The following is a 17,675-nucleotide window of genomic DNA, read 5'->3' as shown; positions in this document are numbered from 1 at the left end:
GTACACTTGAGTCCTTGTTCAGATGTTCGAGCCAGTGCTACAGTTTGGCAGCATTTTGTATGCAGGTACATAAAAAGCCCTCCGGTCATACAGATCCGAAGGGCTGATTTTTTTATGCTTGTTCAATTGTATGTTTTAATCTATAGTGCGTTGCTTTTATGTGGTTTATCCTTTTGGACGCACAACCAAGGCTGCCAAAAATGAGAAAATAATCGCCGAGGAAATCCCTGCACTTGTCACACTAAAGATCCCTGTAATGACACCAAGCCATCCATCCTTTTCCAGCTCAGTCAATGCGCCATGCACCAGTGAATTACCAAAACTTGTAATTGGAATGGTCGCACCCGCTCCTGCAAATTTAATTAGCGGATCATATATGCCCACAGCATCCGCAATCGCACCTGCCACCACCAACGTGCTCATCGTATGTGCCGGGGTCATTTTAATGACATCCATCATCAACTGGCCCACGACACAAATGGCACCGCCGACTAAAAAAGCCCATAGATATATCATATTTTTCCTCCCGCTTCGAAAGCTACAGCATGTGCAATGCAGGGAATACTTTCCCCCTGTTGTGCGGACAAAGGAGATAACAATGCTCCGGTCGCCACGACCAGTACCTTCTGAAGTTCTCCCTTTTCGATCCGCTTCAACAGATGTCCATAAGTTACAACAGCCGAGCATCCGCAACCACTGCCTCCTGCAATGACTTGCTTTTGCTTGTTCAGATCGTAAATCAGTAAACCACAATCATTAAATTCGGTCTGATTCATATCAATGCCTTGCTTTTTTAGCAGCTCCTTGGTAATCGGTAACCCTACCGAGGCCAAGTCCCCCGTTACAATGAGGTCATAATAGCCAGGGTCCCGACCCGTATCTCGAAAATGAGATAACAAGGTGTCCGCCGCCGCTGGAGCCATCGCCCCTCCCATGTTAAAAGGGTCTTTAATACCCATATCCATTACACGCCCAATGGTAGCGCAATCTACCACTGTACCTGACTTGGCATGTCCCACCACTACGGCGCCAGAGCCTGTGACGGTATACTGAGCCGTTGGCGGCTTCTGTGATCCATATTCCGTAGGGTAGCGGAACTGCCTTTCCACCGTACAGTTATGGCTGGTCGTACCCGCCATCACATAGTCGCCCGCCTCTGAATCCACAATAAGCGCGGCTAAGGCCAAACTTTCCATCGACGTAGAGCAGGCCCCGAAAACACCCAAATAAGGAATCGCGAGCTTGCGTGCCGAAAAGGAGCTACTGGTAATTTGATTCATCAGATCACCACTGATAAAAAACTGTATTTCCTCTTTGTTCAAATTGGCACTAATTAACGCCAGCTCAGTGGAGTGCTCAAACAATCTGCGTTCTGCTTTTTCCCAGGTTTTTTCGTTAATTTCAAGATTGTCATAAATATAGTCAAAATCCGTGGACAACGGCCCCTCTCCTTCATCCGGGCCAACAACGGTTGCACTTCCAACGATGCGCGGTCTGGATTCGAACTTCCAGGTTTGTCCTCCCTGTCTTCTCATAAATGGTTGCCTCCCACTCCGAGAATGGCATAGATGACGCCCACAACGAATGCGGCAACAACCCCGAATACGATAACCGATCCTGCCAGCTTGAACATATTCGCGCCTACACCAAGCACCAGCCCCTCAGAACGATGCTCCAGTGCAGCCGAACACATCGAGTTGGCAAAGCCTGTAATCGGTACAGCGGTTCCCGCTCCCGCCCATTGGGCAAACTTGTCGTAAACCCCGAAGCAGGTCAATATAACCGCCAGCAGGATCATCATGGATGAGGTCGGCGGTGCCGCCTCCTTGGCCGAAATGTGCATCCCTGCCATGAAAGCTTCCTGAATCGCCTGACCAATCACACAGATGCCACCTCCAACCAGAAAAGCCCGCACACAGTTGGCAAAAACTTTTCTGGATGGTTCGTGCTTTTTGGAAATACTTTGATAATCCTTTTCATTTATGGACAGCGGCGGCGTATTGGTACGAAAACCGCTTTGCCCGGATTTAGTTGGCATCATTCACCACCCCTTGTTCGTAAGTTCCGCACTTGGCGGTTCGGATTTATTGTGTCCTTATCATTATTAGCTTTATAGGGAATTGTTATGTCAGGAAAATGATATCGTGGACATTCCGTATAAATCCATTCATACTGGATGAATGACGACCACTGGTTAATTAATAAGGAGTGAGGTATAACATCATGGAATCAAAAACATTAGAACTGTTTAAAACCTTAACGGAGTTTCCTTCCATTCCCGGGCATGAGCGAGAGCTGCGGTCATGGGTTAGAGAGCGGATATCCGGTTATACGGACGAAATCGTGCAAGATCGTTTGGGTAGCCTTTTCGGCGTGCTGCGCGGTAAAGAGAGCGGACCACGTGTGATGGTGGCAGGCCATCTGGATGAGGTCGGATTTATCGTAAACGGCATTACGGAAAATGGAATGATTCGTTTTCAGCCGATTGGAGGCTGGTGGAGTCAGGCCATCATGTCACAACGTCTTCAAGTGCTGACTCCAAATGGGCCAGTTATCGGTGTAGTCGGCTCTGTCTCACCTCATTTGCTGGATGAATCGCAACGCAGCAAGCCTATGGACATCAAGCATATGTATCTGGATATCGGCGTAGACAGCCGTCAGGAAGCGCAAAATCTGGGGATCGTACCTGGAACAGCCATTGCGCCGATCTGTGAATTCACTCCACTTGCGAATCCTAAAAAAATCATGGCTAAAGCATGGGATAACCGCTATGGTGTAGGCTTGGCGATTGAGCTGCTGGAGGCATTACATAAGGAAAAGGACGAACTTCCTAATACGCTGTACGCAGGGGCTACTGTTCAGGAGGAAGTGGGACTGCGCGGTGCACGCACAGCGGCCAATCTGATTCAGCCGGACATTTTCTTCGCACTGGATTGCAGTGCGGCCAACGATATGGGCGGTGATCCCAACGCTTATGGACATTTGGGTAAAGGCGCGCTGCTGCGGGTATTTGATCCGGGTATGATTACACATCGCGGGATTGTGGAATACGTGCAGGATATGGCGGAAACGCACAAGATCAAGTATCAATATTTCATCTCCACAGGTGGAACCGATGCAGGTCAGGTCCATTTAAGCGGAATTGGAGTGCCATCGACCGTCATCGGCATTTGCGGACGATACATCCACACTTCCTCGTCCATTATTCACACCGACGATTACGATGCAGCCAAAGAGCTGATCGTCAAGCTGGTGCAAAACCTGGATCGCACGACGTTGAATACGATTATTGAACGAGCTTAAGGTTCTGTGAGAAAGATACAATCTATTAAAAACAGTCAAAACACGGATAACGTGTTTTGACTGTTTTTAATTTAATAGAGTTACAGAATAGAGCTTCATATCAAATGCTTATAGTGAAGCAAGGCGATAATAATAAGTACAGCCGTCAAGGCAATGCAGATGTTCTCCACCTGCGCCCCCTTGCGCGTTCCGGTACTCATCAACTTAAATCGCAGCTTCCATTTGAACGGTGGCAAAGGCTTGATGCCGTTATGGGTCAAGGAATCTGCCAACAAATGCAGCAGATACGCCAAGCCGCCCGCCATCCACATGCTGTCACCGTGCAGACGGGTTGTACCGTACAGCAGCGCAGTCCATGCAACCGTTCCGTACACCGTATGCGTCAATCCCCGGTGCGGGACGAGCGTACAGATAATCAGCAGGCACCCGGCAATGTAATTCCACGGCGTATACGCTTCCCCATACCAGGCTAAGCCAACCCCAAGCAAAAAGATAATAACCTTTCGCATCGACCGTGAAGGCATAAAGGAAGCGCTGATCATCAGCCAAGCCAGAACAAGATTCCAGGGCGGTGGAGCCATACGGGTAAAAAATACCCAGCCCGCAGCCCCAATCATCAGAAGCTGTACGAGTTTGAGCATTTGGTTAGGCAATGCACGACTCACAAGCATAGAGTTAGTCTCGTCAATATCCGGTAGCAGTGAACCGACTACGGCGGCAGCCACGGTAGCCGGAGTCACTTCGTATCCGTTCAGGGCTAATACCGACAGGGAGACCCCGGTTCCAATAATCAAATGGGCTCTTCCCATCATGGTGCAAAACATCCTTTCGTTGCAGCATACAACAGAGTTCGACATCACTCCATTTGAATCAGCATGATTCGATTGTATACGACAAACAAAAAGAGAACAATAGTTCGCTTATTCTTTTTTAAGAATATCATCCAAAAGCCCTGGTCAAAAATTCGCCTTAGAGTATTTTTTGGAACAGTGCGATAACTTCCTCTTTGGTCAGCTGAAATGGATTACCGTGCGCACACGCATCTTTCATCGCATTGTCGGCTAACAGATTCAAGTCCGGATCTGTTACTCCCAACTCAGATAGGCGTTTCGGGATTCCGACCTCCTGCGCCAGCCCACGGATGGCATCCACGACAAATTCAGCACACTCCTCGTCAGTTCGCCCTCTGACCGAAAATCCAATCGCCTTTGCAATAGGTCTAAATTTACGGGGAACATGCTGCGCATTGGCCTCCTGCACATAGGGCAGTAGCATCGCATTACACACGCCATGCGGAAGATCGTACACACCGCCAAGCTGATGAGCCATCGCATGTACATATCCCAACCCCGCATTGTTGAAGGCCAGCCCTCCCAGAAAAACAGCGTATACAAGCTTTTCTCTTGCTTCAATATTTTGACCATTCTTCACAGCATCAGGCAAATAACGGAATATCAGCTCGACAGCAGCCAAGGCAGTGGCATCTGTGACCGGATAAGCTCCCGGGGTAACCAGCGCCTCAATCGCGTGAGTAAGCGCATCCATACCTGTCGCGGCAGTTAATTCAGCCGGCTTACCCACCATTAATTCGGGGTCATTTACGGAGATGGAAGCCAGACTGTTTTTATCAACCATGACCATTTTAACCTTACGCTTCTCATCTGTAATGACATAGTTAATAGTGACTTCACTGGAAGTACCCGCCGTTGTATTTACGGCCACAATAGGAACGGACGGCCGTTTAGATCTGTGAACACCTTCATATTCTGAAATATGTCCTCCGTTGGTGACTAGGATACCAATGGCCTTGGCCGTATCCTGAGGCGACCCACCGCCTACCGAGACGAGGACATCACATCCGTTATCCTGAAATACCTTAACTCCTTTGTGAACATTGTCACAGGTAGGGTTAGGTTGCACTCCGTCATACACGATATATGGAACTCCATGCTGCTCCAAAACAGCAATAACCCGGTCGGTAATCCCATTTCGACGCAGCCATGTATCCGTCACGATAAGCGCTTTCATAAATCCTTTCTCTTGCAGCATCGGTCCCAGATCTCTAAGGCATCCAATCCCCATCAAGTTTACTGGCGGTACATAAAAGACGTTCGTTCCCATACGTAACCCCCTCCTTTGTGCTTATCGTTTTCCAGTCATTCCTGCTCTCTGATATCTATCCTTTTGATCCTAGCACCTGACCCAGCAGACGTCTGCGAAAAAAAGCACAGTTCAGCTATTCCCAAAAAAACATGCAATAAGGCCTAAAAACATGTCGACAAACTTTTGCAATATTTTTTTTTCAGAAACCAGCCTCTTAAAATCCGGATTACAGACATTCGCGGTGTGGTGCTGAACGATACCCTCCCGGCTTTAGCTGAAAATGGCACAGGCGGAGCCTATATCGTGAAAGGTAATGTGCAGTTCCCTGCCTGACCTGAGCAGAGTCCTTACTTGTACCATATCCTATTTTCAAGCTTGCTGTACTATTCTCGCTCTGCGATTCACCAAATAAATGCTAAGCCCGATTAAGATCAGACCGATCAGCAGAAAAGCTGTAATCGCTTCGTGCAGCAGCAAGGAGCTGACAAACACCGAGATCACAGGCACCAAAAACCCCGCAAACAAAAGTGGAGGCGTAAACTGCAACGCTACTTTATAGATGGGCCAAGATATGCCCCATAATACAACCAGCAGCGCGATCATCGTAATCCGCTTGGCTGTCGTTAACTCTCCCATGCTGCTTCCGCTCCTCTATGAAAAAAATCACTGGAATTTGTATTTTACGCCTATAGGACAAGTTTATTAAACAAAAAATATGTATTGGAAAGCACAACTCCAGACAGAGGAATCCGGCCATTTGCCTATGTTACAATATACCCAACCAAAAAGAAAAAATAGAGATTGAAGGATAGGAGGATGTCTGCACTTGATTTATATCATCAAATTTTTATACAGCTTCGTGCTGCCTCCCGGTTTGTTTATCCTCGTGATGGTTGGGCTTGTGATCTGGCTGTGGAAACGTGCGCGTAAACCTGCTGTCCTACTACTCGTTGTCACATTACTACTGTATGGTTCCACTACCAATTTGGCCGGAGATTTGCTAATCAGCAGTCTGGAAAAGCAGTATTCACAGCCTCGTACCGTTCAAGGCGATGTCATCGTCGTGCTGGGCGGCGGAGCTACAGAGGGAACACCCGACATCAACGGACAGGGCAATCTGCTTGGGTCAGCGGCCAATCGCCTGCTCACTGCGGCACGGTTACATGAAGCAACGGGCTTACCTATTCTGTTTTCCGGTGGACAGGTATTTGCCGACAGTGGCAACGAAGCGAATATTGCCCAAAGACAGCTTCTGGGACTCGGTATTCCCGCAAAAGATATTCTGATCGAAAACCGTTCCCTGAACACACAGCAAAATGCCGTGTATACGTCCCAAATTTTAAAGCAGCATCAGCTCACCAAACCCATTTTGGTGACCTCTGCCTTCCATATGCCGCGTGCGGCGTTGGAATTTCAGCGTGCAGGCATGCAGGCTGTACCTTATCCGACGGACTATCTGGCAAGTGAAAATCTGTCACTGTATGCCGCCAAGCTATCCCCGTCTGCCGGAGCCATGGCTACTACTGGAACAGCCCTCAAGGAGTATCTGGGGATTCTTGTTCTGAAGCTTAAATAATGTGACGTATATCTAGCGTATATGCACACATCACAAACAAGCGCCTTGGCAGCCCGTAGGTGTAAACCTGTAAGCTGCCAAGGCGCTTGATTTTACCATGAGTCTTTCTTTCATGAGTATCGTGAGAGTTCAAAATCTGCATTTTATCCTAACTCTCATATCTTCGAACCCACTAAATATCCTCATGCAGGAAAATTTCCGATATTTGTTCTTCTGATATCACCTTAAAGCCTTCCTTTTTCAGCAAAGCTGAGGTTACGCCGTTACCTGCTATTTTCCGGTTTTCGAATGATCCGTTATAGATGGCGGCTGATCCGCAGGACGGACTGTTTTCTTTTAAAATAATGAGCGTAGCGTTAATCTCTTTAGCTATGTTCAGAGCTTCGTATGCACCTTTAATATACATCTCACTGACATCGTTGCCTGAGGACTCAACCACCTTGGCTGTACCGTTCAGTACATCTTCCCCCGTCCCGCCCACAATTTCAGCAGGCGGTCTCGGCGTCATAAAGCCCCCCAACAGCTCAGGACAGATGGTCACAGCCTTCTTTTCCTTAACCAACTTCTGAATATGTACGTCCAAGCTATCCGTCCCGTTATATCGTACCTTCATCCCCGCCAAACACGAACTTACCAAAATCATCTGCTTTCACCTCATGTCCATTGCTTTTCACAACTTAAGTAGTTTAAGTATATTGATAGAGTAGGCCGTACCCTCAATGAACGGCTCGTGTGGATTTCCCGCAAACCGCTCTACGTTATTTACTCTTATAATTCATAACACGCTCTTGCGCCCTTGCGTATGCTTGCCTTCTGCGATCCCAATATGCGGGATATCATCACCTCTGACTACATAATAACATATGTCAGTGTTATCTTCTTATATAAACCTTGACAATAAAGGGATTGCTAAATAGCCACCTAAACATAGGTCGGAAAGTTAACGTGGCATAAGCCACGCCCTATCCGAAGTTTTCTAACTCACGACTGAAGTTACGAGTTTGCGAAAACTATTAATCAAATATGTATTGGAAGTTACCCTTTCAACATGTAAATCCGTTCCTTACCGAGTCACCACCATTTCATCTCCTGTGATGATCAATCCAATAAAGAAGCCCTTACTTCCTATGCCCATAAATTGTTACGGAGCAGTTTTCGGAGTACAGGCACGGATAGGCACCTGCCCACATACAATAAACAGATCGCAAGCCCGGTAAGTACCATAGGCCGGCAAGTTCGCAACTACCTCAGGAGGTGTCATCCGTGCCCGGACTATTTAGCGCTATCGCTCTGTTCATCAAGGAATTGACGCTACTCGTCTCTTACGTGAAAAACAACGCCTTTCCACAGCCATTGGCTGAGAAAGAGGAAGCCCGACACCTAAAGCTGTTTGCCGAAGGCAATGCGCAATCCCGCAACACACTAATTGAACACAACCTCCGACTAGTAGCTCATATTGTGAAAAAATTTGATAACACCGGTGAAGATTTGGAGGATCTCATATCCATCGGTACCATCGGTCTGATCAAGGCCATTGAAAGCTTCCAGACCGGGAAAGGCACCAAATTGGCAACATTTGCGGCCCGTTGTATAGAAAACGAAATTTTAATGCATCTTCGCTCACTGAAAAAAACACGCAAAGACGTGTCTCTCCATGATCCTATAGGGACGGACAAAGAAGGCAATGAAATTACTTTAATTGATATCCTCGGCACCGAGGCGGACGATATTGTGGATAAGGTTCAGCTCAAAATAGAGAAGAGTAAAATCTATCGTAACCTGGATATTTTGGATGGGCGTGAAAAAGATGTAGTTATTGGTCGATTTGGCCTAGAAGCCGGAGGAGAAGAACGTACACAGCGGGAAATCGCCAGAGAGCTGGGGATTTCGCGTTCGTATGTGTCCCGCATTGAAAAGCGTGCATTAATGAAGCTGTACCATGAATTTTACAAGCAGAAGGGGTAAAACGTGTTAAGCGCAAACATATGAATTGCTTGAGGGCCCTAATCAGGGCTCTTTTCGTTATTATATCGCTTACACTCTATACCGCTTTAATCAATGGCGTTCCAGCCTATAGAAATTCCAATTTAAATCCCGCTATTGCGGAATAAAAATCAATGTGAGCATACTATACCACTCAAGATCGCTATTCCGAGCTCAACCTTAATCCACCTTGCTGAATCAAGTCCTTTATGTAAATAAACAAAAGAAGGGCTGGCTAATGCCGCCCCTCTTCATTTTATTGAATTTTTTGAATCATGTTATAAATCATTTCAGCCGCTTCGGCGCGTGTGATTTCCTGTTTTGCACGGAAGCTTCCATCTGGATATCCTTGTACTAAATTAATTTCAGTTAGACCCAGTACATCTTCTCTGGCCCATTCCACAATTTGAGAGGCATCTGAGTAGATGTTGCTTTCTTGTTGTGGCGTAGCCTTGATAACGTTGTTCACCATTTTAGCCGCCTGCTCCCGGTTAATAACGCGATCTGGAGCAAATACCTTATTACTAAATCCACGAGCGACCTGATCTTTAATCGCTGTTTTTAGTAGATCAACATACCACGCTGATGAATTGATATCTTCGAAGTTTAAAGCCATATCCATTTCAAGCGGTAATTTCAGGGAACGGACGAGCATCGAAGTGAACTCCATACGTGTTACAGGTCTGCTCGGCTCAAAAAGGGTTTGGGTTCTACCTTTCACTACCCCCAAATCGGCAAGGGCATTAATTTTATCTCTATTAAACGCCCGCTCAATGTCACTAAAGCGATTGGGCTTCGTCTCGACGGAAGGTGCTTGAATAATTGCTGTCTCAGTCAACTCCTCTACATCGGGCTGAATTGGCTTGACGATCCCGCCACCTCCTGCTCCACCTCCTGAGGCTGAGGCTTCTGTACTCCCCGTTGTTTTACCGTTCGCTTGTTTGGCAATGGTACGCTTTCCTTGGCTGTTTTCGGCCCAAAGCTGAACTACATACGATTGTTTCTCTCTAAGTTGACTCCAAATAAAGCTTCGATCCTTACCACGGTATAATTCTGTTTGTCCTTCACTGGTGAGCACGAAAATATCATTTTTGTGCTTTGACTCCCAATGGATGATAAACTCGCTATGGGTCGTTTCTGTTTTCGAAAACGCAAATTCTGGGGACGGTAGCGTTTCTACCTCGCCTTCTGTCTGTTTACCTTCACCGCTTGAGTTAACCGGTTTGACGGTAATACGATACACCATAGAGCTATTCAATCCGTCTACTTTAAAATGGGGCTTGACCGTATGACCGATAAGCAGACCATTTTGGTATACATGGTAGGTATCCGCACCCGAAGCTTCTTTCCACACAGCAACCAGATCGGTATCTGTTACATCTTTAAATGTCAGCTCATGATCTGGTATTTGACCTGGTAGCGCACGATACGTAAATGGAGTCATTTCACCTGCGCCCGTTGTATTTACAGCTTGAATGCCGAACGAGTAAATCGTACCCGGTTGGATACCTGAAAGCTTAATACTAGTATTTTGGGTATCCACGATTTCACCAGTATCTTTCCGAATTACAGCATACTGATAAGCATTTTTGGTTTCATCCCAGTTCAACAAAATCTGACCATTCCCTAGCTCTGTGACTTTGACGTTTTGCACTTGAGGTGGAAGCGTAAGCAGTTCTCCCCGCACGGGCTGACTAAACCCACCATTATTACCGCTGCTCACCTGAAAAACGTATTTTTTTCCGCCTTCTAATCCGGATACAACTACACGTGGTTCAGTGCTGTAATAATCCTGGCCATTGATTGATACTTTATATTGGGTCGCCCCATCGACTGGGTCCCAAACAATGGTGGCATCATGTTCCTGAACATTTACTGCAACAAGTTGTACAACCGATGAAGGTAGTGTTAATGCGTTGATAGTCGTATCTCCACCCATACCACTTCGATTGTAGGCTCGGATTCGAATATTTGCAGTCCTGCCGGCGGGTAACCCATTAAAAGTATAGGCATGGCTTCCTCGAGGAAGCCGCACATCTGGCTCATCATTCACATTCAAGATATATCCGTCAGCCCCCTGCACATCTTGCCAACCTACACCGACAGAATATACATCATTCTCCACACTCGCCAGCGTAGTTACTCGATCAGGTAATGTGATGACCCTCAAATGAGTATAATCTCCAAAGCCGGTTGCGTTTTTGGCTGAAATGGAATAATCATACTCCGTTCCTGCCTGAAGTCCCTGATCAGCGAATTCAGTATACACATCCTTATAAACAGATGCTTTGTCCCGCTCCAGGGCATAGTATGTCGCTGTGATTACACGATTCCATTGCAAGTCGATTCCATCGTCCTTCACGGTCACATTTTGGAATCCGCTCGGGCTATCTGGCAGACTCAAAAAAGACACATGCTTGGCCGCCCCTTCTCCGGTGGCATTCATAGCTGATACAGAAACATCGTAAAATTCGCCTGGTTTCATCCCCGTAATTGGATTATATACATCCTGTGTGACTGTATCCTTAAATATGACTTCCCCCGTACTAACATCTGTTGCTGTAATCTTATAGCTATCAGCTGAAAGCACTGGCGTAAAATCAGCCATGATTTGTGCTGAATTACGAGAAATGGTTCGTAATCGAATAGAGTCCGGAGCATCAGGTAACGTTAACACACGGACCCGATTGGAATAAGCATTACCTCCCACGTGATTACTGGAACGCACTTCATATTCGTATTGCTGCCCTCCCTGTAGCCCTTTGTCTGTAAAAGAATTTGTCGGATGCGTAACATCCCAAATTTCATTCGTCGTTACATTTCGGATGGTATAGACGTAGCCATCATCAAGGCCCGATGGCAGAGTCCAATGCAGATCGACCTCTGTATTTCGTACGGATGACGCAGAAAGTATAACTGCCTGAGGCTGCTTCTGAATACGAAGTGCTCTGCTAACTGTCTCAGAAATATTACCCGCCTGATCTTTAACCTTGGCATGAACATACCATTCACCTTCATTTGAAAGGTTAAACTGAATTCCTGTATTGGCAGCTGTATCCCAATGTTCGGGTACATCTGGACTGTTCGTGATTTTATACTGCATTGTGGCTGGTTCGATCCCCGAATGCTGGTCAGCGTATCGTATCCCCACCTGAATATTCGTATCCTTCCATTCACGCGAATCTGGTGTTAGCTGGATCGTTGGGGGTTCCAAATCAATGTAAGATGTTGCGGACACCGGATCACTCCGATTTCCAGCTGCATCCACAGCTTGAGCAGTCACTTTTACGATGCCAGAACTATTTAATACTCCCGATGAACCAGGAACATAATGGCCAGAGCCTATTTGATATTCGTAATGTACTGCTGAACTATCCGTTCCACCCGAAATAGCAAATTGTACTGGCTTATTGATGTATCGGGTGGGCATCGTCACCTCGGAGAACGTAACTTCCGGGGGCTTTGGCTTGGTCCGGTCAATCATGACCGTTTGAGTCACGATTGGACTAGGTACGTCCAGATTATTGATCGTCCGTGCTGATAGTTCGTAAACTCCTTCCGCGTTTAATGTAAAAACGCCATTGTATGTCTGCCACTCCCCTGCTGAACCCATACGATACTGTGTCATCTTGATCCCATTAACAGGATCACTTCCTGAATCAATGGCGATATTCACATTGTTGATCGTTGGACCTACCTCGCTAGCTCGGATAGCAGGAGCAGTCGGTCCCTTTTTATCAATAGTAACTTCCTTGCTTACTTCTTGGCTCACATTACCCACATTGTCTATGGAGCGGGCATAAATCATGCTTTTGCCATCTTGATTAACATGGAATGCTCCACCATAATCTTGCCAACCTTGATTGACAACGCCCGTCACGCGAAATTGTGTATGGGCCAGCCCAGAATAATCGTCCGCCCCTGGCTGCAATGAAATGGTATAGTCATTACTGTTCCCCGTTGCACTTATGATCGGTGGCGTTGGTGGCATTTTGTCTATCCTGACATTTCCGGAGGAAAGACCACTGTACTGGTTGTTCACGTCTACAGTCCGGGCATAGATTGTATTCACACCATGATCATGTACAGCAAAGGGTCCTGTGTACTGTTGAAATGCTCCACCATTTAGGCTGTATTCATAGTATTTTAGCCCTTCAGGTGCCACGTCTCCATTGATCCAAACCGTTACAGGTCCTTTGGTCCACCCCGTACTTGCTTGGCCCTCAGCTCCTGCATTAATCTGGGGTGGTTTAGGCATCAAATCTGATTTGGGAATGACACGGACGCCAAACTTGGATATTTCATTACTAGTCTGCTGGTTAGAACCCATAGCTCTAAAATACCGAATTTCTTTTAACGTAATAGAGTCTGTGATCTCTACCCATTTCCCTTGGTAAGAGCTACTGGCATAAAATTTTGTGACATCGGTCCAAGTATATAAATTCGTTCCATTAGGCTGCCAACTGTTACCCGCTGCTGCATTAGATACATATACATCAGTATGGTAAGATCCTTCGATATAAACAAAAATCTTATAATCCGATATCTTAACGGATCTTCCAATATCAACAAAACGTTCTGTCGGCTGCACGACACCTTCACACTTATATCTTGCCGAGCCCATGCCGCTATAGACCTCAGTTGCTCCTACCCCATTTCCTGACGAGGTCCCCCAACTGTCGCCTCCACCAGGTAAATTATTTTGGCAAAAAGGTCCACCGATGATCTCTTGGGTAGCAGCTGATACCCTCTCCGGAAATATAGGGATCGTGGTTAATATGATCATTACAGCTAAAAATCCATATACCCACTTGCTATACTTCCTTACCTTTCGCTTATTTTTTGGATACATACATTTCTCCCTTGCTTTATTTTATTTTCAAAGAGTTTTACAAACTCGTTTCGACTAAAATAGAAAAAGCACCCCAAACGAAGGCAGTTAAGCCTAAGTTTGAGGTGCTTCCTCAATGTAACGAGTATGTTTTGAAGCTATTATACTTCGTTCTAAACGTAATGTAAACAGCACGACATCATTTAAAATTCATAGATTCTTATATTCCTCCTCTCGCATAAGCCTTGACGACTTAATTAACATGAACGCCCAAGTTCCGAAAAAAGCCGCGCAAGTTCTGACTGTAAGAGTCCTGTATAGCGGAAGATTCCTTAAGAATATTTTGCATACTGTTCATAAATGCGGAAGCCGAAGTCGTATCAACCTTGTCAAACCGGTTCTCTATCCGCGTGTTATTTAGCAATTCCACAATCTCTCCTGTGCGCTCCTTATATTTCTCAACCCAACTGGGATTTTGAGGAACCTTTTGTGCAAAATCTATCAGCTGGCTTAGTCCATTTCCTCCACCTTTAATGTCATTGATGAACGCAGTATATTTTGGGGGATCAGCCTGCTTCATCACTTCGGACAGTTTGACATAATCCTCAGGGGCACCTAAAGGACGGTCTATTGGAATCATGTAACTAATATCTCCGGTCTCTGGATCAGTTGATCGTGTCAAAGCAATAGCAGCTATCTGGTTCATGGTTTCCAAAAACTCTTTGGCCTTATCACCTTCCATATAGTGGTCTGCAATATACTTGGATTGGGAAGCTCCCATCTCCAGTAGCACGGTTCGCTGGCTCTCATCTGTTACTGTTCCATTGACGATAAAATTGGATTCAATTATACTGTACACCGCATTGGACACTTCTTCTGGCTGACTTTCTAAAACTCGGTTTAATGCATCGTTGACCTGGGTTGTACCGAAATACTTAGCAGCCTTTGACACAATAGCTCCTTCAGCCAGCTTCCTACCAGTTTCGCTAATCTCTACGGAGTCTTGAACAACGAATTCGGAGGGTTTTCCTTCATAAAGCTGGGGGGATTGGACTTGCTTTGCTGTCGGATTTATCCGTAAGTTACTAGAGTTAACAACAGCTTGTTGCATTCTAAGGGGCTCAAAATTCATTTGATTTCCTCCTGTCATTTGGTAACAGGCACTCTAAGCCGTATGAATAATGTAATGTGACCCTGTTTCTATATGACGGATTGTAATATGAAGTGCGACACCTGCTGGAAATAAATCCACGCACTCATATAGAGTGCGACTCAAGGGCTTTTCTTATGTTATGGGAGGATGAAATATTTCAATCCACGCACTCATATAGAGTGCGACTTTGGATGAAGTTTTGTCCAAATATATTACAGGGATTTCAATCCACGCACTCATATAGAGTGCGACATAGAATCCAAGTTAGCCAAGTATCAACACTTACAAATTTCAATCCACGCACTCATATAGAGTGCGACCTCGGAAAGCCAGGTTGATATCGGTATCTCTGATGAAATTTCAATCCACGCACTCATATAGAGTGCGACTCCAGTTGTGCTCAGCAGCCAATCCGTTATAGTAACATTTCAATCCACGCACTCATATAGAGTGCGACGGATGTAACAGACATCGGAATGACGGCCGTATGATTTCAATCCACGCACTCATATAGAGTGCGACTGCTGATAATGTGCGCTTTTTGGAAGGCAAGCGATTTCAATCCACGCACTCATATAGAGTGCGACGAGGTATTTCCACCTTTTAGTATAGAGTTCAATATTTCAATCCACGCACTCATATAGAGTGCGACTGCGCTCGCGTCTGTGATACTATCCGTTGTAACAATTTCAATCCACGCACTCATATAGAGTGCGACTATCCCGGTTCGTCGTCGTACTCAAACCATTCTTATTTCAATCCACGCACTCATATAGAGTGCGACCTCCAGCTTGACCGACTTCACAAAGTTTCCTTTGATTTCAATCCACGCACTCATATAGAGTGCGACGTTCGGGTTGAGAAATACGGCGGGCAGACAGGCAATTTCAATCCACGCACTCATATAGAGTGCGACTCGAAAAAGTGTCCAATTTCATATCATCGGTTTGATATTTCAATCCACGCACTCATATAGAGTGCGACTAGCACCGCGCTTGATGCTCACAATGATGACCATATTTCAATCCACGCACTCATATAGAGTGCGACGTAGCTAGTAAGCCGAGTACGTTGTCCTTCAATAATTTCAATCCACGCACTCATATAGAGTGCGACTGTCACGATATTACGAAAAGAGTTCCCTGTGTTAATTTCAATCCACGCACTCATATAGAGTGCGACTAAGCATCGTAAATTTTTGTCCATTCCTCATTGGTATTTCAATCCACGCACTCATATAGAGTGCGACAGCGAAAATGCAGTAATTCATACCCTAACGATATCAATTCCACACATTACAGTAAAAACTGATGCTCAATAAGCTTGGATCTACTATTGACTTTTAAGGATAAATAGCCAATCCAATACTTTTCGACAAGTTTCGAGGTGCGAAGGACCCGGGATTTTCATGTGCGCTTGGGGTTCGCACCGAATCGGCTTCTATATTTTACCCTATTTTTAGTGAGCAGATCAATCAACTTAGTTTTGACACTATTTTACCATAAAAACCCTGCCATTCTCCTATTTATACGATATAATAAAAGATATGGATAGTTCTTTTTGACTACAAATCACATCGAATTACCCATAACATACATAAAAAGGGGAATACAGATGAAAAAACTTAGCGTATTTATGTTGGTATTATGTTGCTTTTCCATTTTGGCAGCCTGCTCTACCGATCCGGTAAAAAAAGATTTAATTACGTATGTGAATGATGGAATGCTTCCCTTAGCACAAGATGAAAAAGCAGTAACTGATAAGTATGAATCCGTGACCGGAGATAAATTCACAGATGATCTAACATTATATAATACTTTAAAAGACAATGTTATCCCCGAATATACCAAATTCGTTGATAAGTTAGAAGCTGTAAAGACGGAAACTCCTGAGGTAAGAGCCGTCCACGAAACCTACATCAAGGCCGCTAGTACTCAAAAGGAAGCCTTCATTATGATGGTTGATGCGTTGGAAAAACAAGATATGGGCTTAGCCAATGAAAGTAACGCCAAACTCAGCGAGGGTAGAAAGCTATTCCGAGATTTTGGCGAACAGGTCAATACACTTGCCAAGGAGCATGGTGTGACTTTGAATAAGAAATAAGATTTAAAACTCCCTTTTTGGGAGTTTTTTTCTATATACCTACGAGTATTCGAAGCAAATAACCGCTTTTCTTAATTCTCTGTCATAAAATAAATAGACAGAATCCGCCTCAAATGCTAAAAATAATATCCCGTGAAAAAACCGATATAGGTAAAAGTCTCGCCATTGGCACATTTAGGTACATGAAGCAAGTCCGTATGTTCGAACTGGAGCATCTGGATATCTTCCTTCGTGAATGTGGTGTGAAATGACTGGGTATCTTCACCTACACTGCCCTCGTGAATTTTTTTTTTACAGAAACAAAATGCAACTACTCGTCCTGCTCCGGGAACAAAAATTGAAGATTAATGCTCCCTATATTTTCTCTCCAACTCTTTTTTCTTTTGTTGAATATCCATCTTATATATGTCCTCCTCTATGATGTATGGCCTATACCCATTCATTGATTTGTAACAAACGGGTTTGAAATTCGCTATAAGTGGGCCGTCTACTTTCTGTTGTGTTGGTTCAATGCGATTACGATGGTGACAATTAATCCGATCAGCGCAACCAGCAGCGTACCGAACATCATCATTAATGTCAAAGCATCTTTAACCTCCACAGCCCTCACATCCTTTGCAGGA

General features: G+C 45.3%; 14 protein-coding genes, 2 pseudogenes and 1 CRISPR repeat array. Of the genes and pseudogenes, 5 read left to right on the top strand and 11 right to left on the bottom strand.

Going from position 1 to position 17,675, the window contains the following annotated elements; all coding sequences use genetic code 11:
* Window positions 1-165: 165 nt before the first annotated feature.
* Genes spoVAE through spoVAC form a run of 3 tightly spaced genes read right to left on the bottom strand, consistent with a single transcriptional unit; the run spans window position 166 to window position 2,038 of the window.
* Window positions 166-516, bottom strand: a complete 351-nt coding sequence (spoVAE, locus tag ACWGOO_RS05355) for a stage V sporulation protein AE (protein WP_014282555.1) — start codon at window positions 514-516, stop codon at window positions 166-168.
* On the bottom strand, window positions 513-1,535 hold the full coding sequence (gene spoVAD / locus ACWGOO_RS05350; RefSeq protein WP_452481761.1) for a stage V sporulation protein AD: 1,023 nt from the start codon (window positions 1,533-1,535) through the stop codon (window positions 513-515). Before spoVAD ends, spoVAE begins: the two co-directional genes overlap by 4 nt.
* Window positions 1,532-2,038 (bottom strand): stage V sporulation protein AC, encoded by a 507-nt coding sequence (gene spoVAC, locus ACWGOO_RS05345; protein ID WP_452481760.1) that lies wholly within the window; start codon window positions 2,036-2,038, stop codon window positions 1,532-1,534. Before spoVAC ends, spoVAD begins: the two co-directional genes overlap by 4 nt.
* 185 nt (window positions 2,039-2,223) lie before the next feature.
* Between spoVAC and ACWGOO_RS05340 the strand changes: the two genes are divergently transcribed.
* Window positions 2,224-3,303: a M42 family metallopeptidase gene (locus ACWGOO_RS05340; protein ID WP_452481759.1), complete on the top strand. Its 1,080-nt coding sequence runs from the start codon at window positions 2,224-2,226 to the stop codon at window positions 3,301-3,303.
* A 95-nt stretch (window positions 3,304-3,398) separates the two neighbouring features.
* On the opposite strand, the gene ACWGOO_RS05335 is transcribed toward ACWGOO_RS05340, so the two are convergent.
* Together ACWGOO_RS05335 and ACWGOO_RS05330 are read right to left on the bottom strand one after the other, a co-directional pair.
* Window positions 3,399-4,115 (bottom strand): metal-dependent hydrolase, encoded by a 717-nt coding sequence (locus tag ACWGOO_RS05335; protein WP_452481758.1) that lies wholly within the window; start codon window positions 4,113-4,115, stop codon window positions 3,399-3,401.
* Window positions 4,116-4,272: 157 nt separating this feature from the next.
* Window positions 4,273-5,424: an iron-containing alcohol dehydrogenase gene (locus ACWGOO_RS05330; protein ID WP_452481757.1), complete on the bottom strand. Its 1,152-nt coding sequence runs from the start codon at window positions 5,422-5,424 to the stop codon at window positions 4,273-4,275.
* A 189-nt stretch (window positions 5,425-5,613) separates the two neighbouring features.
* Between ACWGOO_RS05330 and ACWGOO_RS05325 the strand changes: the two are divergent.
* Window positions 5,614-5,739, top strand: a pseudogene (locus ACWGOO_RS05325) (Expansin-YoaJ); the annotation flags it as partial.
* 36 nt (window positions 5,740-5,775) lie between these two features.
* Here ACWGOO_RS05325 and ACWGOO_RS05320 read toward each other — a convergent pair.
* On the bottom strand, window positions 5,776-6,042 hold the full coding sequence (locus ACWGOO_RS05320) for a hypothetical protein (protein WP_452481756.1): 267 nt from the start codon (window positions 6,040-6,042) through the stop codon (window positions 5,776-5,778).
* A gap of 190 nt (window positions 6,043-6,232) precedes the next feature.
* Between ACWGOO_RS05320 and ACWGOO_RS05315 the strand changes: the two genes are divergently transcribed.
* Window positions 6,233-6,982: a YdcF family protein gene (locus ACWGOO_RS05315; protein WP_452481755.1), complete on the top strand. Its 750-nt coding sequence runs from the start codon at window positions 6,233-6,235 to the stop codon at window positions 6,980-6,982.
* Window positions 6,983-7,154: 172 nt separating this feature from the next.
* Here ACWGOO_RS05315 and ACWGOO_RS05310 read toward each other — a convergent pair whose 3' ends face one another.
* Window positions 7,155-7,625, bottom strand: a complete 471-nt coding sequence (locus tag ACWGOO_RS05310; protein ID WP_452481754.1) for a DUF523 domain-containing protein — start codon at window positions 7,623-7,625, stop codon at window positions 7,155-7,157.
* 620 nt (window positions 7,626-8,245) lie between these two features.
* Here ACWGOO_RS05310 and sigK point away from each other — a divergent pair.
* On the top strand, window positions 8,246-8,947 hold the full coding sequence (gene sigK / locus ACWGOO_RS05305) for an RNA polymerase sporulation sigma factor SigK (RefSeq protein WP_452481753.1): 702 nt from the start codon (window positions 8,246-8,248) through the stop codon (window positions 8,945-8,947).
* 274 nt (window positions 8,948-9,221) lie between these two features.
* On the opposite strand, the gene ACWGOO_RS05300 is transcribed toward sigK, so the two are convergent.
* Entirely contained in the window at window positions 9,222-13,817 is a 4,596-nt protein-coding gene (locus ACWGOO_RS05300; RefSeq protein WP_452481752.1) for a fibronectin type III domain-containing protein, read from the bottom strand.
* Window positions 13,818-14,049: 232 nt separating this feature from the next.
* Entirely contained in the window at window positions 14,050-14,928 is an 879-nt protein-coding gene (locus ACWGOO_RS05295) for a hypothetical protein (RefSeq protein ID WP_452481751.1), read from the bottom strand.
* Between the two features lie 108 nt (window positions 14,929-15,036).
* A CRISPR array of direct repeats spans window positions 15,037-16,198; the repeat unit is 32 nt; unit sequence ATTTCAATCCACGCACTCATATAGAGTGCGAC.
* 365 nt (window positions 16,199-16,563) lie between these two features.
* Here ACWGOO_RS05295 and ACWGOO_RS05290 point away from each other — a divergent pair.
* Entirely contained in the window at window positions 16,564-17,052 is a 489-nt protein-coding gene (locus ACWGOO_RS05290; protein WP_452481750.1) for a hypothetical protein, read from the top strand.
* 39 nt (window positions 17,053-17,091) lie between these two features.
* On the opposite strand, the pseudogene ACWGOO_RS05285 reads toward ACWGOO_RS05290, so the two are convergent.
* Together ACWGOO_RS05285 and ACWGOO_RS05280 are read right to left on the bottom strand one after the other, a co-directional pair.
* Window positions 17,092-17,258 (bottom strand): annotated as a pseudogene (locus ACWGOO_RS05285) (siderophore biosynthesis protein); the annotation flags it as partial.
* A 281-nt stretch (window positions 17,259-17,539) separates the two neighbouring features.
* Window positions 17,540-17,653 carry a putative holin-like toxin gene (locus tag ACWGOO_RS05280; protein ID WP_014282580.1) on the bottom strand — a complete coding sequence of 38 codons (114 nt, stop codon included), beginning with the start codon at window positions 17,651-17,653 and terminating at the stop codon, window positions 17,540-17,542.
* Window positions 17,654-17,675: the final 22 nt, after the last annotated feature.

The organism is Paenibacillus sp. NPDC055715, assembly GCF_053617595.1.
The sequence above is the reverse complement of the archived record's forward strand: the minus strand, read 5'-3'. Positions and strand labels throughout refer to the sequence as shown.

Bases quoted from the DNA above. Each gene is read 5' to 3' on its own strand.
- spoVAE (WP_014282555.1), bottom strand. From the start codon at position 516: ATGATATATCTATGGGCTTTTTTAGTCGGCGGTGCCATTTGTGTCGTG.
- spoVAD (WP_452481761.1), bottom strand. From the start codon at position 1,535: ATGAGAAGACAGGGAGGACAAACCTGGAAGTTCGAATCCAGACCGCGC.
- spoVAC (WP_452481760.1), bottom strand. From the start codon at position 2,038: ATGCCAACTAAATCCGGGCAAAGCGGTTTTCGTACCAATACGCCGCCG.
- ACWGOO_RS05340 (WP_452481759.1), top strand. From the start codon at position 2,224: ATGGAATCAAAAACATTAGAACTGTTTAAAACCTTAACGGAGTTTCCT.
- ACWGOO_RS05335 (WP_452481758.1), bottom strand. From the start codon at position 4,115: ATGATGGGAAGAGCCCATTTGATTATTGGAACCGGGGTCTCCCTGTCG.
- ACWGOO_RS05330 (WP_452481757.1), bottom strand. From the start codon at position 5,424: ATGGGAACGAACGTCTTTTATGTACCGCCAGTAAACTTGATGGGGATT.
- ACWGOO_RS05320 (WP_452481756.1), bottom strand. From the start codon at position 6,042: ATGGGAGAGTTAACGACAGCCAAGCGGATTACGATGATCGCGCTGCTG.
- ACWGOO_RS05310 (WP_452481754.1), bottom strand. From the start codon at position 7,625: ATGATTTTGGTAAGTTCGTGTTTGGCGGGGATGAAGGTACGATATAAC.
- ACWGOO_RS05300 (WP_452481752.1), bottom strand. From the start codon at position 13,817: ATGTATCCAAAAAATAAGCGAAAGGTAAGGAAGTATAGCAAGTGGGTA.
- ACWGOO_RS05295 (WP_452481751.1), bottom strand. From the start codon at position 14,928: ATGAATTTTGAGCCCCTTAGAATGCAACAAGCTGTTGTTAACTCTAGT.
- ACWGOO_RS05290 (WP_452481750.1), top strand. From the start codon at position 16,564: ATGAAAAAACTTAGCGTATTTATGTTGGTATTATGTTGCTTTTCCATT.